The organism is Azonexus caeni (assembly GCF_048146105.1).
GTDB lineage: Bacteria > Pseudomonadota > Gammaproteobacteria > Burkholderiales > Rhodocyclaceae > Azonexus > Azonexus aromaticus_B.
On sequence record NZ_JBKJAD010000020.1, the window covers coordinates 59,153 to 81,754 of the forward strand.

Sequence of the window (22,602 nt, forward strand, 5' to 3'; positions counted from 1 at the left end):
TAAGTTTAGGATTGCCGCCTGATCAGGCAGCCTTCTGTTCAGCTGCGACGGCGGCCTTGTCCCACGGGGCCTTCATCATGTTCCAGCACGGGTTGTTCAGCGTCAGGTCCATGTCCTTGGCGAAGATGGCGAAGCCGTCGCAGCCGTGGTACGGGCCCGAGTAGTCCCAGGAGTGGAGCTGGCGGAAAGGAATGCCCATCTTGTGGAAGACGTACTTTTCCTTGATCCCGGAGCCGATCAGGTCGGGCTTGCAGGCCTTGACGAACTCTTCGAACTCGTAGCCGGTGACGTCGTCGTAGATCAGGGTGGCGTCGCCCATTTCCTTGATCGTGCGGTCGTAGTCGTCGTTGTGGGCGAATTCGTAGCCGGTGCCGACCACTTCCATGCCCAGATCCTCGTAGGCGCCGACCACGTGACGCGGACGCAGGCCGCCGACGTAGAGCATGACCTTCTTGCCTTCCAGGCGCGGCTTGTACTTGGCGATCACCTCGTCCATCATCGGCGTGTACTTTTCGATGACGGCTTCGGCGCCAGCCTTGATCTTGTCGTCGAAGAAGGAAGCGATCTTGCGCAGCGATTCCTTGATCTTGGTCGGGCCGAAGAAGTTGTATTCCATCCAGGGAATCCCGTACTTCTCTTCCATGTGCCGGCTGATGTAGTTCATCGAGCGGTAGCAGTGCAGCAGGTTCAGCTTGACCTTCGGGGTGTTTTCCATTTCCGCCAGGGTGCCGTCGCCGGACCACTGGGCGACCACGCGCAGGCCCATTTCTTCGAGCAGGATGCGCGAAGCCCAGGCGTCACCGCCGATGTTGTAGTCGCCGAGGATGGCAACATCGTAGGGGGTGGTTTCGAAAGCCTGACCGTCGCGGTTGGAGAGGATCCAGTCACGGACGGAGTCGTTGGCGATGTGGTGGCCGAGCGATTGCGAAACGCCGCGGAAGCCTTCGCAGCGCACCGGCACGACCGGCTTGCCGATCTGGGCGGCGGCCTTCTTGGAGACGGCTTCGATGTCGTCGCCGATGAGGCCGATCGGGCATTCCGACTGAACCGAGATACCCTTGTTCAGCGGGAACAGGATTTCGATTTCCTCGATCAGCTTGGCCAGCTTCTTGTCACCGCCGAAGACGATGTCGCGTTCCTGGAAGTCCGAGGTGAAGTTCATTTCGCAGAAGGCATCGGCGCCGGTGGTGCCGACGTAGTAGTTGCGGCGGCCGGCGCGGGCGTACTGGCCGCAGCCGATGGGGCCGTGCGAGATCGAGATGATGTCCTTGATCGGACCCCAGACCACGCCCTTGGAACCGGCGTAGGCACAACCGCGCATGGTCATGACGCCCGGCAGGGACTTGCGGTTGGAGGTGATGCACTTCTTCGACGACTCCAGCGTGGTGTCGTTGACCATCAAGTGCTTGGCCCGGTCCTTCTTGGCCTTTTCGGGGTAAACCTCCAGCACCTCGGCGATGAGGGCGGCGGATTCTTCGCGGGTGAGCGCTGCCATTTGAAACTCCTTTCGTTGCGCCGGCATCTATCCGTGCACGGCGCCACAGATGGTTTGGTAAGACTTTGCCGGGATGCCGCCGCAGCGGCGATCCCGTTGGCGACTATCAGGCGGCCAGTTCGGCAGCGGTCTTGCCGACGATCGACTCGTCTTCCGCTTCCATGATGCCGAATTCCATCAGCAGCTCTTCCAGCTCTTCCATCTCGACCGGGGTCGGGATGACGAAGTTGGTGTTGTTGACGATCTTCGAGGCCAGGGCGCGGTACTCGTCGGACTGCTTGTGGCTCGGATCGTATTCAACGCAGGTCATGCGGCGGATTTCAGCGTGTTGCACGACGTTGTTGCGCGGCACGAAGTGGATCATCGTGGTGCCCAGGCGCGAGGCCAGGGCCATGATCAGTTCGTCTTCGCGGTCGGTGTTGCGGCTGTTGCAGATCAGGCCGGCGAGACGCACGCCACCGGAGTTGGCGTACTTGACGATGCCCTTGGCGATGTTGTTGGCGGCGTACATGGCCATCATTTCGCCGGAGCAGACGATGTAGATTTCCTGCGCCTTGTTTTCGCGGATCGGCATGGCGAAGCCACCGCAGACCACGTCACCGAGGACGTCGTAGAAAACGAAGTCGAGGTCTTCGTCATAGGCGCCTTCTTCTTCCAGGAAGTTGATGGCGGTGATGACGCCGCGGCCGGCACAGCCGACGCCGGGTTCCGGGCCACCGGATTCAACGCACTTGACGCCGCCGAAACCGACCGACAGGACGTCTTCGAGTTCGAGGTCTTCGACCGAACCGGCTTCAGCAGCCAGGTGCATGACGGTGGTTTGAGCCTTGCTGTGCAGGATCAGGCGGGTCGAGTCGGCCTTCGGGTCGCAGCCGACGATCATGACCTTCTTGCCGGACTCGGCGAGAGCGGCAACCAGGTTCTGGGTGGTGGTGGACTTGCCGATGCCACCCTTGCCGTAGATGGCGCATTGACGCAGTTTTGCCATGGTGTAATCTCCTTGAACTGTCAGTCGATTTGAAAATGATTGGTGAGTGTCGCGACTGACCTTCTGCACGGAGCGTGCCAGGTCGACTGACAGAACCCAAATAACTGATTATTCAATGGAAAATTTTTCCTGGCAGCCGTCCGAGGGGGCGCGGGTTTGCGACAATGGGCGCGGCCTGTGTCGGGGTGACGACAAAGCGAGCCTGCCACGCGAGGCACGTCTGCCGATCAATCGCTGCAACCTGCCGGCGGTGGTGCTGGGCAGCCTGACCTACCAGCGCCATCCGTCGCCGCTACTGCTCGACGGGGTCGCCGAACTGCATCACGACCTGTTCCGCCGCCTGGCCCTGGCCGGTGACGATGACGAGCGGCGCGGCGACGTCTTCCGCGACTACCTGACCGTCCGCTTCCAGCTCGAATGGCCCGAGGAAATGGGCTACACCGGGCGGCGCAAGGGGCGCGCCAAGGCCAATTACGTGCGCCTGATCCGCGGCTGGAGCTTCGATTCCGACAGCCGCGAGGGCGCGGTGCTCAAGGGCTGGGTCGAATCGCGCTTCGGCCTGCTGCCGCGCTGGCATGGCACGCCGCTGCGCGAGGCTGGCGGCGATAGCTGGCAGCGCTACCTGGAAATGCGCGCCAGCGGCCTGTACGGGACGAACGCGCTGGAAGCCCAGCTCGACCTCGTCTACACCTATTGCCAGTACGAACTGGCGCGGCGTCACAACGGCGCTCGTCATGTCACCCTGTACCGCGGGGTCAATCGCGTTGCCGACTACGAAATCCTGGGGCGCGGCGCGGGCGATCGTTACACCCTGCTGCTCAACAACCTCAGTTCCTTCACCTGCAGCCGCGAGCGGGCCTGCGAGTTCGGCGACTACATCCTCGCCGTCGAGGTGCCGCTGACCAAGATCTTCTTCTACTGCGGCCTGCTGCCCGGCGTGCTGCAGGGCGAGGACGAATTTCTGGCGATCGGCGGCGTCGTCGACGTCACGCTGTCAACGCGCTGAAGCGCCGGCTTTCAGTCGGCCGGGTGCGGGTCGGCGAGGCGGCCGGCGATTTCGGCAAAGGCGTCGATCTGCTTGAGGAAGCTGTCGACGATGCGCGGGTCGAAATGCGTGCCGCGCCCTTCGCGAATGATGTCGACCACCCGTTCGAGCGGGAAGGGTGGCTTGTAGTGGCGGCGCGAGACCAGCGCGTCGAAGACGTCGGCAAGCGCCATCAGGCGTGCCGCCAGCGGAATTTCCTCGCCCTGTAACTGGCGCGGGTAGCCTCTGCCGTCCCATTTCTCGTGGTGACAGCCGGCGATCTCGCGGGCCACCTCGAGGAAGGTCAGCGCGTAGTGGATTTCTCCCGCCGGCTGCGGCTGGCTGGCGTGTTCGGCAAGTACCCGGCCGATCGCCTCGCCCAGCGCGTCGGCACCGATCTGCGCATGCTGCATCATGATCGCGAATTCCGGCGGCGGCAGCGGGCCGGGCTTGCACAGGATCTCGTCGGGAATGCCGACCTTGCCGATATCGTGCAGCGGCGCCGCCTTGGCGATCACCTTGCGGCGCAGCGGTGTCAGTTCCGGCGTGAACTCGGGCAGCAGCGCCAGATCGTCCATCAGCAGTTCGATGTAGCAGCGCGTGCGCAGCAGGTGGTTGCCGGTCTCGTTGTCGCGTTTTTCGGCGAGCGTCGCCAGCGCGTGCAGGGCGACATCGCGCAGCAGTTCAATCTCGCGGGTGCGCTGGGCAACGCCTTCTTCCAGGCGTTCGTTCTCGCGGGCCAGGCGGTCGCGCGCCGCCTTCAGCTCGAGCTGGGTGCGGATGCGCGCCTGCAGGATCGCCGGGCGGATCGGCTTGGCGATGTAGTCGACGGCGCCCAGCGCCAGGCCGACCGCCTCGTCGGCGTCGCTGTCCATCGCCGTGACGAAGATCACCGGGATGTCTGCCGTTGCCGGGTTGGCGCGCAGTTGTTCGAGCGTCTGGTAGCCGTCCATGTCCGGCATCATGATGTCGAGCAGGATCAGGTCGGGAGCGGGGCTGGCGGCGGCGATGCGCAGGCCGCGCTCGCCCGAGGCGGCGACGCGGACGCGGTAATCGTGTTCGAGCATGCCGGCGACCACCGCCAGATTGTCCGGGGTGTCGTCGACGACGAGGATCGTTGGGCGCTCTGCTGCATGCATCGGGTTTGCCTCTCCGTTGGCGCTGGCGGCCGGGTGGCTGCGCCGGCTTCTTATGATGAAGCGATGTTGCGCCAGCGGAACGGGCTTGTCCAGTTTGTCGCAAACCCGACAGGCCGCCGCCGGCGGCGCGCGGCGAAACCCGCATCGCGCCGTCGCTGCTGTCTGGGCGTGGATTTTGCATTGACCGCCTTACCCCAAATCACAGAGCAAAAAACCATGACCCCCGAATTGCGTGAAAAACTGCTGGCCGGTCTGCGTGACGGCAGCATCGTTCCCTATCTGGGCCCCGGCGTCCTGGCCGACGTGCGCGATCCGGCGAGCGGCGCGGCGATGCCGGCCGACAGCGATTCGCTGATCATCGCCATGAACGGCGGCAAGCCGATGGCGCCCAAGCTGATGTACGAATTCCCGCGGGCGGCGATGAACGTCGAGCTCAAGCGCGGCCGCAGCACCGTCACCAAGTTCCTCAATCGCACCTACGGCGAAACCGTCTGGACGCGTGCCGCGCTGCACGACTGGCTGAAGGAAATTGCGCCGAACTACGTGATCGACATCAACCGCGACACGCAACTGCAGGATTCCTACGCCGCCGTGCCGCACACACTGATCGTCGGCATCGCCCGCATCGGCGGCACCGACTACCGCTACAAGCTCTACGCCTGGGACGGCAGCAGCTACGCGCCGGTGACGACGATCGACCCGAGCAAGCCGGTGCTGTTCAAACCGATGGGCACGCCGCGCCCGGAAGGCGTCTACATCGCTTCCGACGCCGATTACGTCGATTTCATCACCGAGCTCATGGGCGGCTTCTCGATTCCGCCGGAGATCAAGGAGATGCGCAAGGGCAAGCAGTATCTGCTGCTCGGCATGCGCCTGAATCGCGACACCGAGCGCATGGTGATGGCCGACATCATCTGGTCGGCGGCCGAGCCGGCCGGCTGGGTGTTCATCAGCGAACCGACGACCAAGGAACGGCGCTATTGCAAGAAGATCGGCCTGGAAATCATCGAAGAGGACATCTTCGCTTTCATCGGCGCCGCCGTCGCCGGCTGAATCAGGCGCCCGGCGTGGCGAGGCGGCGGTCGATCTCGCTGGCGACTTCCGGAAAGTCGGCGGCGGTGACCGGCCGCGACAGGTAGTAGCCCTGCGCGTACTGGCAGCCGATGGCGCTGAGGATTTCCAGCTGGCCGGCGGTCTCGACGCCTTCGGCGACCACCTGCAGGCCGACGCTGCGCGCCATGGCGACGATGGCGATGACCAGCGAGTGGGCGTTGTTGCCGGTGGCCATGTCCTGGACGAAGGAGCGGTCGATCTTCAGCGTGTCGAGCGGGAAGCGGTTCAGGTAGGAAAGCGACGAGTAGCCGGTGCCGAAATCGTCGAGATAGACGCGCACGCCGAGCGCCTGCACCGCCTGCAGCCAGGCCTGGGCTTCGCCGATGTTGGCGAGCAGGATGCCCTCGGTGATTTCCAGCGCCAGCCGGCTGGCCGGGATGCCGTGGCGGGCCAGCGCCTCGGCGACGGCGGCCGGCGGCAGGCCGTGCGGAATCTGGCGGCCGGAAACGTTGATCGACAGGTAATGGGGACGGCCGGCACGCTGCCATTCGGCCAGTTGCCGGCAGGCATCGTCGAGCACCCAGAGGCCGAGGCCGTCGATCAGCCCGGATTGTTCGATCAGCGGAATGAAACGGTCCGGCGGCACCAGGCCGCGCTCCGGGTGGCGCCAGCGGATCAGCGCCTCGGCGCCGGCGACGCGGCCGGCGGCAATATCGACGATGGGCTGGAAGAAGAGTTCGAACTGTTGCTCGCGCAGCGCCTGGCGCAGATCGTTTTCCATGTGCCGGCGTTGTTCGGCGGCTTCGGCCAGGGCCGGGTCGAAGAACTCGCTGCGCTGGCCGCCACCGGCCTTGGCCTTGTCGCAGGCCAGTTCGGCGTTGCGCAGCAGGCTCGGGGCGTCGTTGCCGTCGTCCGGGAAACGGGTGACGCCGAGGCTGGCGCTGAGCTGGACCGGCGAGCCGTCGACCAGATAGGGCTGGTTCAGCGCCGCCATGATGCGTTCGGTGACCCGGCCGATCGTTTCGTCATCGTGCAGCGCCAGCAGGATGACCGCGAAGATGTCAGCCGAGAGCCGGGCCAGCATGTCGTTGTGCTTGACCGTCGTGCCCAGGCGGCCGGCGACCGCGCGCAGGATCTCGTCGCCGGCGCTGACGCCGATGCCTTCGATGATCAGCCGGAAGCGGTCGAGGTCGATGTAGATCAGTGTGAAGCCGGCGCCGGGCTGCCGATGTTGCTGGCGGATCGCGTTGCTCAGGTGCTGTTCGAGGCCGGCGCGGTTGGCCAGTCCGGTCAGCGGATCGATCAGCGCCTGGCGGCGGGCGGTGGCTTCGGCGGCCTTGAGTTCGGAAATGTCGTGGGCGATGCCTTGCAGCAACTCGTCGCCGACCGGGCTGAGGACGATGTCGAGCCAGCAGCGGCTGCCGTCCGTCCGCTCCAGGCAGGCTTCGCGCGTGCTTGGCTGGCGTGCCGTAAAGGCGTGGTCGAGCAGTTCGGCGATGATTTCCGGCTTGTCCCAGCGTAGCGCGTCGAGGCGCATGCTGCCGCCGGCCTGCTCGCTGACGACGATCCCGAACAGGCGGGCGAGTGCCGGGTTCCACGAGGCCAGCCGGCCGTCGCGGTCGACGATGAAGATGCCGCTTTCGGCGTTGTCGAAGATGGCGTGGTACTTCCGTTCGTCGATCTCGCGCTGCAGGCGCAGCGCGTGCTCCTCGTCCAGCGCATGCACCAGGCGACCGGCCAGCGCGTTGACGTCGCGGACCAGGCGGCCGATTTCGGTCTTGGCGTGACCGGCCGGAATCTGCAGGCGGTCGCCGGCGGTCGGGTCCATCCGGTGCAGTTCGGTCGAGATGGCGCTGATTGGCTGGATGACGAAGAACAGCAGGGTGACCACCATGGCGCCGGCGATCAAGGTCAGTTGCCAGGTCAGCTGGAGCGAACGTTCGATGATTTCGGCGCGTACCTGACCGGCGATCGCCTCCGGGTCGGGAACGAGGCGGACGCGACCGATCACGTCGCCTTCGATGAACGGCGAATGGATGCTGCGTTCAAGGGCGTTGGCCGCATCTGGACGAGCTGTTCGGCGCCGTTGCAGGTCGATCAACTGGTTGTCGCCCTCGTGGATGGTGACGCGCAGGACTTCGGTATTGCTCAGCAGGCCGCTGGCCACCTCGCGGGCGAGTTCCTGGTCCTTGACGAAGCAGGCGACGCGCAAGGTGCTCTGCACGGTGTCGAGCAACTGTTCGAGCCTGACCCGCGACTGTTCCTCGGCCGCGCTGCGCGCCGTCTGCACGGTATAGGCGAGGGTTGCGAAACCGACCAGCGCGAAGGCGAGGAGGGTGACCAGGATCGATCGGAACAGGATGCCGTCACGGGTTAACGCGGCTCTCATGAGTCACCCTCGGCATGAATTCGAAAACGATGCGCATGCGTTGGTCGACCTGCTTGCGTTCGACGTAGGCGATGCCGCCCGGAATGCTGAGCAACTGTCGGATCACCTCGTTCTCCTCGGTGGTCTGCAGTGGCGGTGTTGCCTTGCCGGAGAAGTGCAGGCGGCTCCAGTAGGCGTTCATGCTGGCGGTGTCCTTGTTCACCAGTTGCTGATAAAAGGCGCTGCGCAACGCGCTGGCCGGGGGCTGGTCGATCGGCTGGGCCGGCAGGCCGGAGGCCAGGGCGCGGTAACGGCCGAGGAAGATGTTGGCGACCTCTTCCCGGCTCAGCCGCTCGGTGGCCTGCTGCGCGGCCACGACCACCACCGGCTCGGCGTCCACCGTCGGGCAGTTGGCGAGGAGCAGCAGGAGGAAGAAGAGGCGGGTCGGCATGCCGGGTCAGAAGACGAAATCGAGCGCCAGACTGAAGACGTTCAGGCTGCCGTCCCAGTCGTTTTGCGTATAGCGTTGCGGGAAGCGGGAGCTGCGGTCGGCGCGGATCATGTCCAGTTGCGCCTTGAGCGCCAGGTTGCGCTGAAAGTCCCAGCGGGCGCCCAGGGTGTAGGTTGCCTGGTCGCTGTGGGTCTGCGCCATGAACTGGCGGATCGCCGTTTGCAAGGCCGGGACGGTCGGTGTGCTCAGGCTGGCGGCGCGCGAGCGGCTGCGCGAGTAGCTGAGGTAGGGGGTCACCGGGCCGACCCGGTAGGCCAGCATCAGGTAGCCGGCGCGGGTGTCCTCGTAGGCGGATGTGTCGTAGTGGATGCTGCTGACCTGGCCCTGAACCTGCAGTCGGCCTTCGTCGTAGATCAGGCCGAGGCTGTCGTAAGTGGCGTGGTGCCCCTCGATGCCGAGTTCCGGCGCCAGCGTCAGGATCGGAAAGCCGGCCACGGCGTCGAGCGGCAGCTCGTGCTGGAAGCGGATCTGCGAGCGGCTGACGCGCATTTGCCAGGGGCCGTTGAGGTAGTCGAGGTAGGCGCCGGCCATGCGCGAACCGCGCAGATCCCAGGTGTGCGGCTTGACCACCGGCGTCTTTTCCGCCGCCCAGCCGGCGAACAGCTTGCCGCGCAGCAGGCCGTAACCGGTATCGCCGGTCAGGCTGGCGTCGACGCCGTCGAAATAGGAAACGACGATCGGCCCGAAATAGTCGGCGGGCGGGCGCAGCATGGTGCTGGCGTAGCCGACCTGGCGGGCGTCGGCCTGCAGGTAGAACTCGGTGCCCATGCGGCCGGCGCGCAGCGTGAAATCGGGCGCCAGATCGTGGCGCAGGAAGGCCAGATTCAGCTCGGGGCGCCAACTGCCGTCGTAGCGATAGCGCACCAGGCCCTGCATGACGGCGCCGGTGCGCGGGCTGAGCGTCAGGTTCGCCTGCAGACCGAACATGGTGTCGGTCTTGCCGCTCCAGTGCTTGCCCAGTCCGTCGGGTTGCGACAGGTCGCGGACGAACTGGCTGTCCTTGCTGTCGCTGCGGGCGACGCCGAGCGTCCCGAAACCCTTGAATTCGATCGCTGGCCAGGGCGGGGCAGGCGCTGTTTCGTCGGCGTAAGCCGGCCTGGCGATGGCCATGGAGACGGCAAGCAGGCAGATGATCCGGAAGCGGGTGGGCATGGTCGGCCAATGCGCTGGAGGGCGGTTAGTCTTTGTTCGGGATTATGCACTTTGTCTAGCGGCTTGGGGTTTTGCGAGGGGGGCCAAACCGACAAGCGGTATGTCGGAAAGCCGACAGCTACCCCGGTGCGGCATCCGGATTCCCTTGTGCGACAAGGAAGGCCGATCCGGCAAGGAAATTGCTGTAAGGCCAGGACCAAGACGAATCAACTTCAGGGAAGGAAGAAAAATGCTGATGGACCGTTACCAATCCTTGTTCTTCAACGCCAATTTCTGCGAAGCGGCGAGCCTGGCCGGTTGCATGGCCTATCGCGGCGAACTGGTGCTGCAGGAAGGCGAAATCGCCGATGCCCAGGGGCGCCGCAAGCCGCCGCAACAAGTCATGAAGCAGGCCGTGCTGATGACCGTTGGTGATGAATTGAAGCTGCTGATCGGTTCGCTCGACGAACTGCAGTTCATGCCGGCGCTGCTCGACAAGTACGGCGCCGACATCAAGGCCGGTAGCCAGGTCGTGTTGTATACGGTCAATATCGACCAGCCCTTCGTGTCGACGATCAACGGCGCGCAGTTCGTCTTCATCCCGATGGTGCAGGGCATGGTGTGGACCGAACTGTGCGAGACGCTGGGCCTGGAAAAGAGCGACTTCAAGGGCATGGGCGCCGCCGACAAGGTGGTCCGTGTGTACGAGGAACTGCTGGTCACCCCGTTCAAGTACCCTGAAATGGCGCTCGACGAGGCGATGGGCAAGACCAACGCCAACAAGCGCGAGAACCACGGCGCCATCTGATGCCCTGGCAGAGCGAAATGGTTCTCGGGGTGGCGGAAATGGACGCCACCCACCGCGCCTTCGTCGATCTCGCGGACGCCCTGCTGGCCGCTTCGGACGTCGAGTTTCCGGCGCTTTTCGCGCAGTTGCGCGAGGACACCAGGCGGCACTTCGAGAACGAGGACAAGCTGATGGTGGCCTGCCGCTTCCCGGCGACCGGCGAGCATCGTGCCGAGCATCTGCGGGTGCTCGGCGAACTCGCCTTTTTCGGCCGTGGTGTCGCCACCGGCCGCTTGCGCGCGGCGCGCGAATACGCCCGCAGCCTGCCGGGCTGGTTCATGACGCATTTGCAGACCATGGATGCGGCACTTGCCGCGCGCCTGAATTCAGCGGCGGCGTAGGCTGGCGACGAGATAGACGGCGGCGGTGAGTAGCACCATGCTGGCGCCGGCCGGCCAGTCCTGCGCATAAGCCAGCCACAGGCCACCCAGGCAGGCGGCGCCGGCGATCAGCGCGGCCCGCCACATCATCGCCAGCATCGAGCGGGACGACAGCGCGGCGGCAGCCGGCAGGGTGAGCAGGGCGATGACCAGGATCAGGCCGACCACCTGGATCAGCAGGACGACGGTCAGCGCCACCAGCAACAGCAGCAGCAGGCGGATCGCCTCGACCGGCAGGCCGCGCAGGCGGGCGTATTCCTCGTCGAAGACGGTGGTGGCAATCGCCGGGTAGAAGGCGGCGACGATGCCCAGCGTCAGCAGGTCGAGGCCGGCCATCCACAGCAGCTGGTCGCGGCCGACCATCAGGATGTTGCCGAACAGGTAGCTCATCAGGTCCGGGTTTTCGCCGGCGCTGCGGGCGATCATGATCAGCCCGGCGGCCATGCCGACCGACCACATGGCGGCGATCAGCACCTCCTCGTCGTGGCGCTGGCGGGTGGTCAGTCGCCAGAGCAGGACCGCCATCGCCAGCGCGGCGGCGATGGCGCCGGGCAGCGGCGGCCAGCCGAGCAGGTAGGCGGCGCCCATGCCGGCCAGCGCGCCGTGGGCGATGCCGCCGGCGAGGAAGGCGATGCGCCGCAGCACGACCAGCACGCCGACGACGCCGCAGGCCAGCGCGGCAAGCAGCGAAGCGGCGACGGCGTGCTGGAGGAAGGTCTGTTGCAGCAGGGCGGCAAGGAAACTCACGCGGTCTCCGCGTGGTCGCTGCGGTGATCGACGGCGCGCACCGGGAAACCGTAGAGGCTGGCCAGGGTTTCCGCCGTCAGTTCGAGCGCGGGATGGACATGCAGGCGGCGATTCAGGCACCAGACCCGGCGCGCCTGGCGGCTGATCAGGCTGAGGTCGTGCGAGACGACGAGTAGCGGCATCTGCAGATTGAGTTCGCCGAGCAGCGTATAGAGCGCTTCCTGGCCGGCCGGGTCGATGCTTGCCGTCGGTTCGTCAAGCAGCAGCAGGCGCGGCTTGCCGGCCAGGGCACGGGCGATCAGCGCGCGCTGCATCTCGCCGCCGGAGAGGGCGCCGAGGCGGCGCCGGCTGAGCGCGGCGATGCCGCAGCGGGTCAGTGCTTCGTCGACCGCTGCCTGATCGGCCGCCGCTGGCCGCCAGCCGGGGTGCCAGCCGGGTGGCTGGCGGCCCTGCAGCACCATGCCGCCGACGTCGATCGGAAAGCGCCGGTCGAAACGGCCGTGCTGCGGAACGTAACCGACGGCGGCGCGGGTCGCCGCCGGGGCGCCGCCGAGCAGCGTGACGCCGCCGCCGGTCGGCGTCAGCAGGCCGAGGATCAGGTGCAGCAGGGTGCTCTTGCCGGCGCCGTTGGGGCCGACCAGAACGACGAAATCGTCGGCGGCCAGTACGGCGTTCAGGTCGTCGAGCACCATCTGTTCGCCGCGGGCGAAAGACAGGTGTTCGAGGACGATGGCCGGCGCGGCGCTCATTGCAGGACGCGGGCGAAGGTTTCGCCGACGCGGCGCAGGTTGGCGAGGTAATCGGGCGCCAGCGGATCGACCGCCAGCACTTCGCCGCCGATGGCGCCGGCGACGGTTTCCGCCTCGCGCCGGGAGAATTGCTGCTGGACGAAGATGACGCGGATCTGCCGGCGCTTCGCCTCGTCGATCAGGCGCGCCAGGGTTTGCGGCCCCGGTTCCTTCCAGCCGGCCTCGATCGGAATCTGGGTGAGGCCGTAGGCGTCGGCGAAATAGCCCCACGACGGATGGAAGACCATGAAATGGCGTTGCTGCTTGCCGGTCAGACGTTGCCGCAATTCGCCGTCGAGCGCCTGCAGGTCGCTGACGAAACGCTCGTGGTTGCGTTCGAAATCGGCGCGCAACTCGGGCCGGACGGCGATCAGCGCATCGCGGATGCGGGCGGCCATGCGGATCACCAGCGGCGGCGCCAGCCAGGTGTGGGGGTCGGCTTCGCCTTTGCCGTGGGCGTGACCATCGTGGCTGCCGGGCTGGTCGATCGGGCGCAGGGGCAGGCCGTCGCGCAGGTCGATCAGGCGCAGTCCGGGCAGCGCCTGCTGCAGGCGGGGCAGCCAGGCCTTCTCGAACGGCACGCCGATGCGGAAATAAAGCGGCGCGGCAGCCAGTGCCTGCATCTGTTTCGGCGTCGGTTCGTAGCTGGCCGGGCTCTTGCCGGGCGGCACCAGGACGACGGCCCGGACATGCTCGCCGCCGATGCGTTCGACGAAGGTCTGCATCGGCAGCAGGCTGACACCGACGGTCAGCGGCTCGGCGCGGGCGAGGCTGGCGCAGAGGACGAGGCAGAAGGCCAGGATGCGACGGGAGAGAGACATGGGAAGGACCTCGACGGGAATTGCGCGAATTCGTGATGTTATAACATAACATTTTTCCGATAAAGCGCCGACCGCAGCTTTCGCGTTTTTCTTGCCTGGTCTCCCCCGAAAAGGCGAAAGCCCCGTACCGGAGGGGGAGTACGGGGCTTTCTGGACGGTCCGGGGAGTCGGGGGAGAGGGAGGTGACCGTCAGGGCTGATGTCTGTTCAGCACATGGGTTCAGAATAAGTAGGCGGCCGGCCGGCGGCAAGTAACGGTTTGCAACGGCGCGTATCGGTCCGTGGTCGCCGTCGCGCCGTTCAGTTCTGCGGGCAGGCGCAAGGCGCAACGGAGCCCCCGGCGTCGCGCCGCTGCACTGCCTTGAGCAGGAAGAGCAGGGCGCTGCCGGCGACCATCACTGCCGCCGCCAGGTAGAGGCCGACCGCGTAGTCGCCGGCGCGGCCCGCCGCCAGCCAGCCGGTGATCGCCGGGCCGAGGATCTGCGCCAGGCCGTAGGAAAGCGTCATCTTGCCCATCATCTTCGCCGGTCGCGTCGGGTAGTAGCGGCCGGCCATGGTCAGGACTAGGCTGACCATGCCGATGAAGGTGCCGCCGAACAGCATTGCCCCGGCCAGCGCCGGCAGCAGGCCGCCGGCCAATGGCAGCAGGATGCCGACGATCTGCAGCAGCGCGGCGAGGATCAGCGCGTTCAGTTCGCCCGTGCGGCGGGCGACGAAATCCCAGACGATGCAGGCCGGTGCCGCCGCCAGGCCGAGCGCCAGGAAGACCAGCGTGCCGCTGCCGGCGAGGCCGGGCAGGCGGTCGACGATGGCGACGATGAAGGTGGCGCTGACCACGTAGCCGACGCCAGCGCAGAAATAGGCGGCCATGAACAGGCGCAGGAAGAGCGGCGACGGTGGGTTGTCCTCAAGCTTTTCGCCGCTGCGCGTGACGCCGCTGGTGTCGGGCGGCGGCAGCCAGCGTAGCGCCGGCACGGCGAGCAGGGCGCCGAGCGCGGTCAGCGCGAACCACTGCTGGCGCCAGTCCAGCCACTGTTGCATCAGTGCCACGGCGGCGGCGCAACCGGCGATGCCGAGCCCGATGCCGGCGAAGTGGATGCCCAATTCGCTGCGGTGCTTATGGCGGATCAGCCAGTTGAGGATGAGGCCGGTACCGAACAGCATCGCCGCCGCGCTGCTCAGGCCGGCGACGAAGCGCGACACCGCCCACAGCCAGGGTTCGCTGGTCAGCCCCATCAGTGCCGTGCTGGCCACCGCGAGCAGCATGCCGAGGCGGAACAGGCGGTCCTTCAGCACCAGGTCGCTGATCAGCGACGCGAGCAGGGCGCCGCTCAGGTAGCCGCCGTAGTTGATCGCCGCCAGCCAGCCGGCGTCGGCGACGCCGAGTCCGGCCTGCTGCTGCATCAGCGGCAGCAGCGGCGTGTAGGCGAAACGGGCCACGCCAAGCGCCAGCAGCAGGCTGAAGATGCCGGCGCCCAGGACTTTCAGTCGTTGTCGTTGGTCGGTCATTGTTGTTGTCTCCTCGGTTGGTGAAACAACGATAAACGGGCTAAGCTATCGCTACAATTGATTTGTTCAGATACAACCATTCGTTTTCGGAGATTGATTTATGGAGCTGGTCGCCCTCAGGACTTTCCAGGCGGTGGTCGAGGAAGGCGGGATCCTCGCCGCGGCGCGCAAACTGAACACCGTGCAGTCCAACGTCACCGCGCGCATCCGTCGCCTGGAAGAGGAACTCGGTGCCGAGCTCTTCTTCCGCAAGGGGCGGGGCCTGGAACTGGCGCCGCCCGGTCGCGTCCTGCTCGACTACAGCCGCCGCCTGCTGATGCTGGAACGGCAGACGGCGGTGGCGGTGCGCCAGGTCGGCGAGGCCACCGGGGAGTTGCGCATCGGCGCCATGGAGACCTTCGCCGCGCTGCACTTGCCGCGTGCCCTGAAGGCGGTGCGCGCCGCCCACCCCGGCATCGAGTTGCGCGTATTCACCGATACCAGCGCCCGCCTCGCCGACCGGGTGATCCAGCACAAGCTCGACTGCGCCTGCATCGCCGGGCCGGTGATCCACCCGGAACTGGAATTCAGCGAACTGCTGGTCGAGGAACTGGTGCAGGTCCATGCCGCTGGCCACGATCCGCTGCAGCAGCCGTTGATCCTGTTCCGTGAAGGTTGCGCCTACCGCACCCGGGCGCTTGCCTGGCAGCGCAGCCAGGGGCATGCGCTGGCCGACGCGATGGAGTTCGGCACCCTGGAGGGCATCCTCGGCTGCGTCGCGGTCGGCCTCGGCTGGACGCTGATGCCGCGACGCGTCGTCGAACAGTCGCCGCACGCGGCGGATCTGGTGGTTGAAACAGTGCCGCCGGCAATCGCCGCCGTCCCGACCGGCATGATCCGCCTGCGCGAGGCGCCGCCGCTGGCAGCGTTGGCGACGCTGGCCGCGGCGCTGGCGGAAGGCGCCGCCTGAAAAGGCGAAAGCCCCGTACCGGGGGGAGTACGAGGCTTTCTGGACGGTCTGTTGGGGTCGGGGGAGAGGGAGGTGACCGTCAGGCTGATGTCTGGTCAGCGCATGGGTTCAGAATAAGGAGCCGGCCCGGCGGCGGCAAGTAACGGTTTGCAACAGCGCGTATCGGCCTGTGTTGTGGCCGTTCGGCGGGGCCGCTCAGACGGGTGTTTCGGCGAGACGCAGCAGGGCTTCGGCCTGCTTTTCGCAGCGTACCCGGGTCAGCTCGTCGAGGTTGCGCAGCCAGCGCCGGGGAATCGCCTCCAGCCCGTAGCGGGCGCCGGCCAGCATGCCGGCGATGGCGCCGGTGGTGTCGGCGTCGCCACCGCGATTGACGATGTCGATCAGGCAGTCCTCGAAGCATTCGGTGGCGAACAGCGACTGGAATACCGCCTGCACGGTATCGACGACGTAGCCGGAAGGGTTCTCGGCGTGCTTGCGGTCCCAGGCGTAGCAGGGGAAATCGGCGACCAGGCGGGCGGCGCGTTCGCGTTCGACGCTCAGCGCGTCGCGCCCGGCAAGGAAATCCTGGACCATGAAGACCAGCGTTTCGCAGGCCGCGTCGGACACCGCGTTGTGGTGGGTGACATGGGCCTGGGCGCGGCTGGCGGCGATCACCTGTTCCGGCGAGCGCCCGTAGCAGGCGAGCGCCACCGGCAGCACGCGCATGGCGGCACCGTTGCCGGCGTCGTGTTCGGACGGCGGCGCTTCCGGATGGCGGCTCTTGCGGAAAGTCACCAGGTTGCGGCGCACGGTGTTGCCGATGTCGACCGGCTTGCCGCGCATCCAGGCGTCGAAGGCTTCGGCGGCGGCCAGCGCGTCGACCGCGCCGGCGGTAAGGATGGATTCGCCGAGCGCCAGCGACATCGTCGTGTCGTCGGTGACCTGGCCGGGCTTCAGGCGCAGCCAGCCACCGCCCCGGATTTCGTCGTGGACGCCGTACTGCAGGCGGATTTCCGCCGGCGTCATGAACTCGACGGTGGCGCCCAGCGCGTCGCCGATCGCCAGGCCGAGATAGGCGGCGATCGCCCGCTCGTAGAGCGGCGGGCGTTCCTGGGTGACGCGCCGGCGGACCGGCGCGTTGCGGGCAATCAGTTCTCCGGACCAAAACATTTTGCGTGATCGGCGCAGACGCCGCAGGAAGGGGCGGGGCAGACATAAATGCCCTCGCGCGCGCACAACTGGCGATAGAGGAATTTCTTCCACTTCATGTCGCCCGTGTTGGCGGCGGCGAGGGCCGGGAAATTGATGAGCATCAGCCGGCTCAGTTCGGCACGGTCGTTGAGTCCGAGATCCTGCCACAGGTGGTCGCGGCCGACGCAGGCGGCGGTCAGGATGTCGACCATCCAGGCGGCGCTGGCCAGGCCGGGGGTCAGGTGATCGCGCAGCAGGCGCTGCAGTTCCTCGGCTTCCGGCAGGTCGAGCCGGGAATCGGCCGCTGGCGGCAGCGGGCAGCCGGGGAAATAATCGCGCAGCAGCGCCGCGTGACGTTCGGCGCCAAGGCCGAGGTCGGCGGGCAGGCAACCCTCGCCGGCCGCCTGCCCGGCGAGCAGGCTGGCCAGCAAGGGACGGTTCGCATCGTCGCGCGCCGCGGCGCCGGCCGGCGCGGCCAGCAGGCCGGCCTGCAGCAGCGAACGCCAGGGCAGACGATCCGGACCGTTCATCACCGACTCACTTGCTCGGGTACTCGATCAGCAGGTCCTCGTCGCGCAGCACCATCTGGCAGGCGAGACGCCACTGGGTCGGGCAGAGGTCGTCGACCAGCATCTTGTCGACTTCGGCCTGGGTGATCTTGCCCATTTCGCGCAGTACGCGGATTTCGTGGTCGGTCAGCGGCGCGCCCATCGGGCTGCGCTTGGCATCGACCGACGAGACCTTGACCAGGCAGGTGCCGCAGTCGCCGTTTTCGCAACCGAAATCGATCGGGATGTGGTGTTCCTTGGCCAGCGTGAGCACGGTCTGGGTACGGCTGCCGGCGACGGCGTAAACGGTTTTGTCCTTGTGCAGCGGACTGCTGAAAGTGATGAGCGCCATGTTGTTTCCTTCGGGTTGAGCGGGTTAGTGGGGTTTCTCTGTTGTAGTTGGGGTGAAGCTTTGCTTTTAATCTTGTCCGGTGATTCAGGCGGGCTTGACGACGATCTCGCCGCCCAGGATCTGCGCCTGGCAGGCCAGCCGGTGACCGCGCGGCGCCATGTTGTCCTTCAGCACCTGGTCTTCGAGGACGCTCGGCGGGGCGAGGTTTTCGCCGCCCGAGACGACCTTGGTCAGGCAGGTGCAGCATTCGCCTTCGCGGCAGCCGTAAGTGATGCCGGCGCCGACCTTTTCCGAGACTTCGATCAGTCGGGTGCCGGCCGGGACGGTGACGGCGACGCCGATGTCTTCGAAGGTGACTTTCGCTTTGGGCATTTTGTTCTCTCCAGGTTCAGGCCAGTTCGGCCATGTCGATGACGCGGGTTTCGAGCCGGCCGGTCAGATGGCGCGCCAGTAGTTCGCCGAGGTCGCGGCAGGCCGCTAGCTCGCCGTTGTCGGGGACCAGCTTGATGCGCAGCCCCTCCACCGGCACGCGCAGCTTGAGTCCGCGCAGGCGGTCCTCGATCAGCCGCACCGCCTCGCCGCTCCAGCCGTAGGAACCGAAGGCGGCACCCAGCTTGCCCTTGACGTTGACCGTGGTCAGCGACGACAGCACGTCCCACACCGGCTTGACCGCGTCGCCGTTGATCGTCGGGCTGCCGAAGGCAAGCGCGTCGGCTTCCTCGATCAGGTCGGTGAACACGCCGGCTTCGCCGCCTTCGAGGTCGTAGAGCGAAACGCGCACGCCACCCAGGGCCTCGGCGCCGGCGGCGAGCGCTTCGGCCATGCGCCGGGTGTTGCCGTAGGCCGAGATGTAGAAGACGAGCAGCGTCTTTTCCACCCGCGCTTCATTGAACAGGCGCGGCGTTGCCAGCTCGCGGTAGCGGTGCACGTAGTCGCGCGGCTGCTGGCGCAGGATCGGCCCGTGCGCCGGGGCGATCACCGTCAGTTCGAGCGGCTCGATCAGCGCCACCGCATCGAGCACATGCTCACGGAAGGGACGCATGATGTGAGCGTAGTAGTACTCGAACGAGAAGCGGAAATCGCCGACGCGGTCGCTGAACAGGCGCGGATCGCAGAAGTGGCAACCGAAGATGTCGCCGGAGAACAGGATGCCGTCCTCGACCAGGTAGGTGCACTGCGTGTCCGGCCAGTGCAGGTAGGGCGTGTGCAGGAAGCGCAGCGTGCGGCCGCCGAGATCGACGCTGTCGTCGGTGGTTACCGGGATGTACTCGGGCGGCTTGCCGCCGGCCGGTTTCAACAGCGCCTTCAGCATCATCTGCGCCCGGCTCGACAGATAGACCCGCGCCTGTGGCGCGCGGCGCAGCAGTTCGGGCAGGGCGCCGCTGTGGTCCGGTTCCAGATGGTTGAGGACGATGGTGGTGATTTCGGCGTAATCGGCGACCGACTCCAGACGGCGGAAGAAATCGTCGGAGAAACTCTCCTTGACCGTGTCGATCACCGCCACGCCGGTTTCGCCGCGCACCACGTAGGCGTTGTAGGTGGTCCCGTTGGCCGTCTTCAGGATGATGTCGAAACTGCGCAGATGCGGATCAAGGGCGCCCACCCAGTGGACGCCCGGGGCGATCTCGACGGCAGAATCAGTGTGTGCCGCAAGCGGCATGCTCTGCCTCGTCTTCGTGATCGTGGCCGCCGCAGCTGCCGTGGCCGTCGGGACCATGCACGCAGGCCTCGATGTTGCCCGCCGGCAGCTCGACGCCGTTCAGACCGACCCAGGCATTGACCGCCTCGGCATCGAAACCGACCATGCGCTCATCGCCGACTTCCATCAGCGGGCGGCGGATCAGCAGGGGATTCTCGAGCAGCAGTTGCAGCGCGTGCTCGAAGCTGATGTTCTCCGGCACCAGCTGGCCGCTCTTGATCGCCGACGCGCTCGGGTTGAACCAGCGGGCGACCGGCAGCTTGCCGAGGAATTGCAGCAGGCGCTCGGCGGTCCACGGCTCGGTCTTCAGGTTCTTCGCCTGGACGGTATGGCCGGCAGCGGCGAGCAGGGTTTTCTGGCGCAGGTTGCCCTTGCAACCGGGTTTTTCGTAGAAGGTGATGATGGCCATGAGATGGGTTCCTGGTTATGGAGTCAAAGGGGCCGTTGGGATTGGGATGAGGTGCTTATGTTTTTGTTGGTGAGGGGTTGCTGAGACGCCGTGTTCCGCGCCTGACGCGCGGGCGTGTTTGGTTGCTGAACCGCTGGGTTCCGCCGTTGACCGGCGGGCGTACTTTTTCTTGCGTGGCCAAGAAAAAGTAGCCAAAAAGAAGGCCACCCCTAGGTCGGCGCCCGCTGCGCGGGTACCCTGCGCTACTCGTCGTTGGCGGGGGCTGCGCAACTCGGGGCTTTGCCCCTCAGACAGTGCTCGCCCTTTATCCGCCAACGCCTGCGTTGCTCGGCGCCTCCCAAGGGGCCCGGAAAACCGAGCGGAACGGAAACACCCAAAGTTTAAATTTAAACCTTGGCCATTCAGCAGAGACGCCTTTTGGGGCCCCCATGTGGAGCGCCGAGCAACGGAGAAGGGCCGGGGGAGGTCGGCGAGCACTGTCTGAGGCCCGCAGGGCCGAGTTGCGCAGCCGCCCGGCCCTTCGAGTAGCGCAGGGGAGTCGGCGCAGCCGACCGCGTAACCTGGGGTGGCTTTTTCTTTGGCTACTTTCTTTTTTCCACAAAAAAGAAAGTACGCCCGCCGGTCAGCGGCGGAAAACAGCGGTTCAACAACCAAGCACGCCCGCGCGTCAGGCGCGGAAACCGGCGCTTCAGAAACCAACAAGGTCCGCGCACCAGAAGCGCCCAAAGCCGACCAGGCCCCAACCCGGTCGGCCGCCAGCGGCGAAGAACCCCTTACGCCGCGTCCCGCCACAATCCCAGTTCCTTCAGCTTCTCGATCGGAATGCCGGTCAGCGAACCAGGCGGGTTCAGGAACTCGCCCAGTTCATTGACGATCGCCATCTCGATCGGGCAGATCGCGGCGCATTGCGGGTCGGCGTGGTCGCCCAGGCATTCCGTGCATTTGTCGGGTTCGATCAGGAAGTGCGGCTTGTCTTCGTAGATCGCGTCGTTCGGACAGACATCGACGCAAGCCCAGCAATTGACGCAGGATTCGGTTATCTGCAGTGCCATTTACGCCACCTTCAGAGTATCGGCTTGCGGCAGCAATTTGCCGGTCGCCGCGATTTCCTTGTACACCGCCATCACCGCTTCCTCGATCGGCTCCATCGCGTGTTCGCCGTTCGGCGCGATGCCGGCGGCTTCCAGCTTGGCCCAGGGCTCGTAACCGACCTTGGAGCAGAGCACGACCTCGCAACCGGACAGAATCCGGATGTTGCGGTCGAGCAGCGATTCCGTACCGCCCGCTTCGACCAGGTCGCCGTCGCCGCAGGCGTCCATGCCGCCGCAGTAGAGCTCGGTCTTGCGGTGGCTGATGAAGCGCACGCCTTCCGGTGAAGCCTCGTAGATCAGGAACTCGCGGGCGTGGCCGAAGTGCTCGGCGACCAGGCCGTTCTTGCCGGCCACCGCCATCAGCACCGGCCGCGAACCTTCCGGGATGTCGGTCGGCTTCGGCTTGGCGACGCCGCGTTCGGCTTCCAGCTTGTCGATGATCTCGTCGTGCACCTGCTTGCGGCGGACCATGGCGGCTTCGTAGTCGATGTCCATGACGTCGATCTTGTCCATCGTGAACTCGTCGCCGCGGTCCTCGCCCAGCAGGCCGACCGCGTCGGCGCGGCACTGGCGGCAGTGGCGCATCATCGCCATGTCGCCGGCACAGGCGTCCTGCAGTTCCTGGAGCATTTCCTGGCTCGGCTCCGGCTGACCCATGATGCCGTAGTAGGTGCCGTGCTCGGCCTCGGCGATCAGCGGCATGACGTTGTGCAGGAAGGCGCCCTTTTCCTTGACGATCTTCGAGACTTCCTTGAGGTGCTGGTCATTGACGCCGGGGATCAGCACCGAATTGACCTTCACCAGGATGCCGCGCTCGGTCAGCATCTGCAGACCCTTCTGCTGCTGCTCGATGAGGATCTTCGCGCCTTCGATGCCGAAGATGCGCTTGTTCTGCCAGTAGATCCACGGATAGATCTTGGCGCCGACTTCGGGATCGACACAGTTGATGGTGATCGTCACGTGGTCGATGTTGTGCTTGGCGATCTCGTCGACGTGCTCGGGCAAGGACAGCCCGTTGGTCGACACGCACAGCTTGATGTCCGGGGCCTTCTCGGAGAGCTGGCGGAAGGTGTCGAAAGTGCGGCCCGGGTTGGCCAAGGGGTCTCCCGGTCCGGCGATGCCGAGCACCGTCATCTGCGGAATCTCGGCGGCCACCGCGAGCACTTTCTTGATCGCCTGGTCCGGAGTCAGCAGCTCGGAAACGACGCCCGGGCGGGATTCGTTCGAGCAGTCGTACTTGCGGTTGCAGTAGTTGCACTGGATGTTGCAGGCCGGCGCCACGGCGACGTGCATGCGCGCGAAGTAGTGGTGAGCCTGTTCCGAATAGCAGGGGTGGTCCTGCACCTTGGCCCGGATGTGGTCTGGCAGGTGGGCCAGCGCGTCCGGCGCCGTGCCGCAACCGCTGGAAGAACAACCGCCGCCTTCGGCTTGCGGGATGCTGTTGCTGATGACTGGAAGTTCCACGGTCTGACTCCTGGAAATCGGTTCGCAGTCATTTCAGCAATCGCTGTGCCAGGGGTGCATTCCCTGTTAAATCAGTTTGTTACGAAAATTTCGCCGGCCCGCTGTCGGGTGGCTTGTCGC

The 22,602-nt window shown here is 66.1% G+C and carries 23 protein-coding genes; 5 read left to right on the forward strand and 18 right to left on the reverse strand.

Translation table 11 applies throughout. The features are described from left to right. Positions 1-22 precede the first annotated feature (22 nt). Positions 23-1,495 (reverse strand): nitrogenase molybdenum-iron protein alpha chain, encoded by a 1,473-nt coding sequence (nifD, locus tag ACLIIZ_RS16615; protein WP_416693891.1) that lies wholly within the window; start codon positions 1,493-1,495, stop codon positions 23-25. A 106-nt stretch (positions 1,496-1,601) separates the two neighbouring features. Beyond that, positions 1,602-2,552, reverse strand: coding sequence for a nitrogenase iron protein (gene nifH, locus ACLIIZ_RS16620; protein WP_416693892.1), 951 nt, complete (start codon positions 2,550-2,552; stop codon positions 1,602-1,604). Between the two features lie 46 nt (positions 2,553-2,598). Between nifH and ACLIIZ_RS16625 the strand changes: the two genes are divergently transcribed. Further along, complete coding sequence (locus ACLIIZ_RS16625; RefSeq protein WP_416693893.1) at positions 2,599-3,489, forward strand: NAD(+)--dinitrogen-reductase ADP-D-ribosyltransferase; 891 nt, start codon at positions 2,599-2,601, stop codon at positions 3,487-3,489. Between the two features lie 11 nt (positions 3,490-3,500). Here ACLIIZ_RS16625 and ACLIIZ_RS16630 read toward each other — a convergent pair whose 3' ends face one another. Further along, positions 3,501-4,646 (reverse strand): response regulator, encoded by a 1,146-nt coding sequence (locus ACLIIZ_RS16630; protein ID WP_416693894.1) that lies wholly within the window; start codon positions 4,644-4,646, stop codon positions 3,501-3,503. Between the two features lie 216 nt (positions 4,647-4,862). Here ACLIIZ_RS16630 and ACLIIZ_RS16635 point away from each other — a divergent pair, with 216 nt between their 5' ends. Beyond that, positions 4,863-5,699 (forward strand): SIR2 family protein, encoded by an 837-nt coding sequence (locus ACLIIZ_RS16635; protein ID WP_416693895.1) that lies wholly within the window; start codon positions 4,863-4,865, stop codon positions 5,697-5,699. 1 nt (position 5,700) lies between these two features. On the opposite strand, the gene ACLIIZ_RS16640 is transcribed toward ACLIIZ_RS16635, so the two are convergent. From ACLIIZ_RS16640 to ACLIIZ_RS16650, 3 genes are read right to left on the reverse strand one after another with little or no spacing between them, the layout of a single operon-like run. Continuing rightward, a complete protein-coding gene (locus ACLIIZ_RS16640; protein ID WP_416693896.1) occupies positions 5,701-8,088 on the reverse strand; it encodes a putative bifunctional diguanylate cyclase/phosphodiesterase in 2,388 nt (795 codons plus the stop codon). After that, complete coding sequence (locus tag ACLIIZ_RS16645) at positions 8,066-8,518, reverse strand: hypothetical protein (RefSeq protein WP_416693897.1); 453 nt, start codon at positions 8,516-8,518, stop codon at positions 8,066-8,068. Before ACLIIZ_RS16645 ends, ACLIIZ_RS16640 begins: the two co-directional genes overlap by 23 nt. 6 nt (positions 8,519-8,524) lie before the next feature. Continuing rightward, positions 8,525-9,730, reverse strand: coding sequence for a hypothetical protein (locus ACLIIZ_RS16650; RefSeq protein WP_416693898.1), 1,206 nt, complete (start codon positions 9,728-9,730; stop codon positions 8,525-8,527). Between the two features lie 235 nt (positions 9,731-9,965). Here ACLIIZ_RS16650 and ACLIIZ_RS16655 point away from each other — a divergent pair, with 235 nt between their 5' ends. Both ACLIIZ_RS16655 and ACLIIZ_RS16660 read left to right on the forward strand, forming a co-directional pair. Next, a complete protein-coding gene (locus ACLIIZ_RS16655; protein ID WP_416693899.1) occupies positions 9,966-10,517 on the forward strand; it encodes a hypothetical protein in 552 nt (183 codons plus the stop codon). After that, entirely contained in the window at positions 10,517-10,897 is a 381-nt protein-coding gene (locus ACLIIZ_RS16660; protein ID WP_416693900.1) for a bacteriohemerythrin, read from the forward strand. The genes ACLIIZ_RS16655 and ACLIIZ_RS16660 overlap by 1 nt, the downstream gene beginning before the upstream one ends. On the opposite strand, the gene ACLIIZ_RS16665 is transcribed toward ACLIIZ_RS16660, so the two are convergent. From ACLIIZ_RS16665 to ACLIIZ_RS16680, 4 genes are all read right to left on the reverse strand, one after another. Further along, the gene (locus ACLIIZ_RS16665; RefSeq protein ID WP_416693901.1) at positions 10,883-11,683 is read right to left on the reverse strand and encodes a metal ABC transporter permease; all 801 of its coding nucleotides are present in this window, start codon (positions 11,681-11,683) and stop codon (positions 10,883-10,885) included. The two genes, ACLIIZ_RS16660 and ACLIIZ_RS16665, sit on opposite strands and share 15 nt — an antisense overlap. Beyond that, on the reverse strand, positions 11,680-12,432 hold the full coding sequence (locus tag ACLIIZ_RS16670; RefSeq protein ID WP_416693902.1) for a metal ABC transporter ATP-binding protein: 753 nt from the start codon (positions 12,430-12,432) through the stop codon (positions 11,680-11,682). The genes ACLIIZ_RS16665 and ACLIIZ_RS16670 overlap by 4 nt, the downstream gene beginning before the upstream one ends. Continuing rightward, entirely contained in the window at positions 12,429-13,292 is an 864-nt protein-coding gene (locus ACLIIZ_RS16675; RefSeq protein WP_416693903.1) for a metal ABC transporter solute-binding protein, Zn/Mn family, read from the reverse strand. The genes ACLIIZ_RS16670 and ACLIIZ_RS16675 overlap by 4 nt, the downstream gene beginning before the upstream one ends. 299 nt (positions 13,293-13,591) lie before the next feature. Then, positions 13,592-14,800, reverse strand: a complete 1,209-nt coding sequence (locus ACLIIZ_RS16680; RefSeq protein ID WP_416693904.1) for a YbfB/YjiJ family MFS transporter — start codon at positions 14,798-14,800, stop codon at positions 13,592-13,594. 100 nt (positions 14,801-14,900) lie between these two features. On the opposite strand from ACLIIZ_RS16680, the gene ACLIIZ_RS16685 reads away from it, so the two are divergent. Continuing rightward, positions 14,901-15,749 (forward strand): LysR family transcriptional regulator, encoded by an 849-nt coding sequence (locus ACLIIZ_RS16685; RefSeq protein WP_416693905.1) that lies wholly within the window; start codon positions 14,901-14,903, stop codon positions 15,747-15,749. Positions 15,750-15,944: 195 nt separating this feature from the next. Here ACLIIZ_RS16685 and draG read toward each other — a convergent pair whose 3' ends face one another. From draG to nifB, 8 genes are all read right to left on the reverse strand, one after another. Continuing rightward, positions 15,945-16,898, reverse strand: coding sequence for an ADP-ribosyl-[dinitrogen reductase] hydrolase (gene draG / locus ACLIIZ_RS16690; protein ID WP_416693906.1), 954 nt, complete (start codon positions 16,896-16,898; stop codon positions 15,945-15,947). Beyond that, positions 16,877-17,449 carry a nitrogen fixation protein NifQ gene (locus ACLIIZ_RS16695; RefSeq protein WP_416693907.1) on the reverse strand — a complete coding sequence of 191 codons (573 nt, stop codon included), beginning with the start codon at positions 17,447-17,449 and terminating at the stop codon, positions 16,877-16,879. Before ACLIIZ_RS16695 ends, draG begins: the two co-directional genes overlap by 22 nt. 7 nt (positions 17,450-17,456) lie before the next feature. Continuing rightward, complete coding sequence (locus ACLIIZ_RS16700) at positions 17,457-17,819, reverse strand: 2Fe-2S iron-sulfur cluster-binding protein (RefSeq protein ID WP_374327257.1); 363 nt, start codon at positions 17,817-17,819, stop codon at positions 17,457-17,459. 84 nt (positions 17,820-17,903) lie between these two features. Beyond that, positions 17,904-18,191: a 2Fe-2S iron-sulfur cluster-binding protein gene (locus ACLIIZ_RS16705; protein ID WP_416693908.1), complete on the reverse strand. Its 288-nt coding sequence runs from the start codon at positions 18,189-18,191 to the stop codon at positions 17,904-17,906. A gap of 16 nt (positions 18,192-18,207) precedes the next feature. Continuing rightward, positions 18,208-19,479 (reverse strand): FprA family A-type flavoprotein, encoded by a 1,272-nt coding sequence (locus ACLIIZ_RS16710; RefSeq protein ID WP_416693909.1) that lies wholly within the window; start codon positions 19,477-19,479, stop codon positions 18,208-18,210. Then, the gene (locus ACLIIZ_RS16715; RefSeq protein ID WP_416693910.1) at positions 19,457-19,927 is read right to left on the reverse strand and encodes an ArsC/Spx/MgsR family protein; all 471 of its coding nucleotides are present in this window, start codon (positions 19,925-19,927) and stop codon (positions 19,457-19,459) included. The genes ACLIIZ_RS16710 and ACLIIZ_RS16715 overlap by 23 nt, the downstream gene beginning before the upstream one ends. Before the next feature lie 773 nt (positions 19,928-20,700). Beyond that, positions 20,701-20,979 carry a 4Fe-4S binding protein gene (locus ACLIIZ_RS16720; protein WP_374327253.1) on the reverse strand — a complete coding sequence of 93 codons (279 nt, stop codon included), beginning with the start codon at positions 20,977-20,979 and terminating at the stop codon, positions 20,701-20,703. Continuing rightward, positions 20,980-22,482, reverse strand: coding sequence for a nitrogenase cofactor biosynthesis protein NifB (nifB, locus tag ACLIIZ_RS16725; RefSeq protein WP_416693911.1), 1,503 nt, complete (start codon positions 22,480-22,482; stop codon positions 20,980-20,982). It lies immediately after the preceding gene. Between the last annotated feature and the right edge of the window lie 120 nt (positions 22,483-22,602).

Bases quoted from the DNA above. Each gene is read 5' to 3' on its own strand.
- nifD (WP_416693891.1), bottom strand. From the start codon at position 1,495: ATGGCAGCGCTCACCCGCGAAGAATCCGCCGCCCTCATCGCCGAGGTG.
- ACLIIZ_RS16625 (WP_416693893.1), top strand. From the start codon at position 2,599: ATGGAAAATTTTTCCTGGCAGCCGTCCGAGGGGGCGCGGGTTTGCGAC.
- ACLIIZ_RS16630 (WP_416693894.1), bottom strand. From the start codon at position 4,646: ATGCATGCAGCAGAGCGCCCAACGATCCTCGTCGTCGACGACACCCCG.
- ACLIIZ_RS16635 (WP_416693895.1), top strand. From the start codon at position 4,863: ATGACCCCCGAATTGCGTGAAAAACTGCTGGCCGGTCTGCGTGACGGC.
- ACLIIZ_RS16640 (WP_416693896.1), bottom strand. From the start codon at position 8,088: ATGAGAGCCGCGTTAACCCGTGACGGCATCCTGTTCCGATCGATCCTG.
- ACLIIZ_RS16645 (WP_416693897.1), bottom strand. From the start codon at position 8,518: ATGCCGACCCGCCTCTTCTTCCTCCTGCTGCTCCTCGCCAACTGCCCG.
- ACLIIZ_RS16650 (WP_416693898.1), bottom strand. From the start codon at position 9,730: ATGCCCACCCGCTTCCGGATCATCTGCCTGCTTGCCGTCTCCATGGCC.
- ACLIIZ_RS16655 (WP_416693899.1), top strand. From the start codon at position 9,966: ATGGACCGTTACCAATCCTTGTTCTTCAACGCCAATTTCTGCGAAGCG.
- ACLIIZ_RS16660 (WP_416693900.1), top strand. From the start codon at position 10,517: ATGCCCTGGCAGAGCGAAATGGTTCTCGGGGTGGCGGAAATGGACGCC.
- ACLIIZ_RS16670 (WP_416693902.1), bottom strand. From the start codon at position 12,432: ATGAGCGCCGCGCCGGCCATCGTCCTCGAACACCTGTCTTTCGCCCGC.
- ACLIIZ_RS16675 (WP_416693903.1), bottom strand. From the start codon at position 13,292: ATGTCTCTCTCCCGTCGCATCCTGGCCTTCTGCCTCGTCCTCTGCGCC.
- ACLIIZ_RS16680 (WP_416693904.1), bottom strand. From the start codon at position 14,800: ATGACCGACCAACGACAACGACTGAAAGTCCTGGGCGCCGGCATCTTC.
- ACLIIZ_RS16685 (WP_416693905.1), top strand. From the start codon at position 14,901: ATGGAGCTGGTCGCCCTCAGGACTTTCCAGGCGGTGGTCGAGGAAGGC.
- draG (WP_416693906.1), bottom strand. From the start codon at position 16,898: ATGTTTTGGTCCGGAGAACTGATTGCCCGCAACGCGCCGGTCCGCCGG.
- ACLIIZ_RS16695 (WP_416693907.1), bottom strand. From the start codon at position 17,449: ATGAACGGTCCGGATCGTCTGCCCTGGCGTTCGCTGCTGCAGGCCGGC.
- ACLIIZ_RS16700 (WP_374327257.1), bottom strand. From the start codon at position 17,819: ATGGCGCTCATCACTTTCAGCAGTCCGCTGCACAAGGACAAAACCGTT.
- ACLIIZ_RS16705 (WP_416693908.1), bottom strand. From the start codon at position 18,191: ATGCCCAAAGCGAAAGTCACCTTCGAAGACATCGGCGTCGCCGTCACC.
- ACLIIZ_RS16710 (WP_416693909.1), bottom strand. From the start codon at position 19,479: ATGCCGCTTGCGGCACACACTGATTCTGCCGTCGAGATCGCCCCGGGC.
- ACLIIZ_RS16715 (WP_416693910.1), bottom strand. From the start codon at position 19,927: ATGGCCATCATCACCTTCTACGAAAAACCCGGTTGCAAGGGCAACCTG.
- ACLIIZ_RS16720 (WP_374327253.1), bottom strand. From the start codon at position 20,979: ATGGCACTGCAGATAACCGAATCCTGCGTCAATTGCTGGGCTTGCGTC.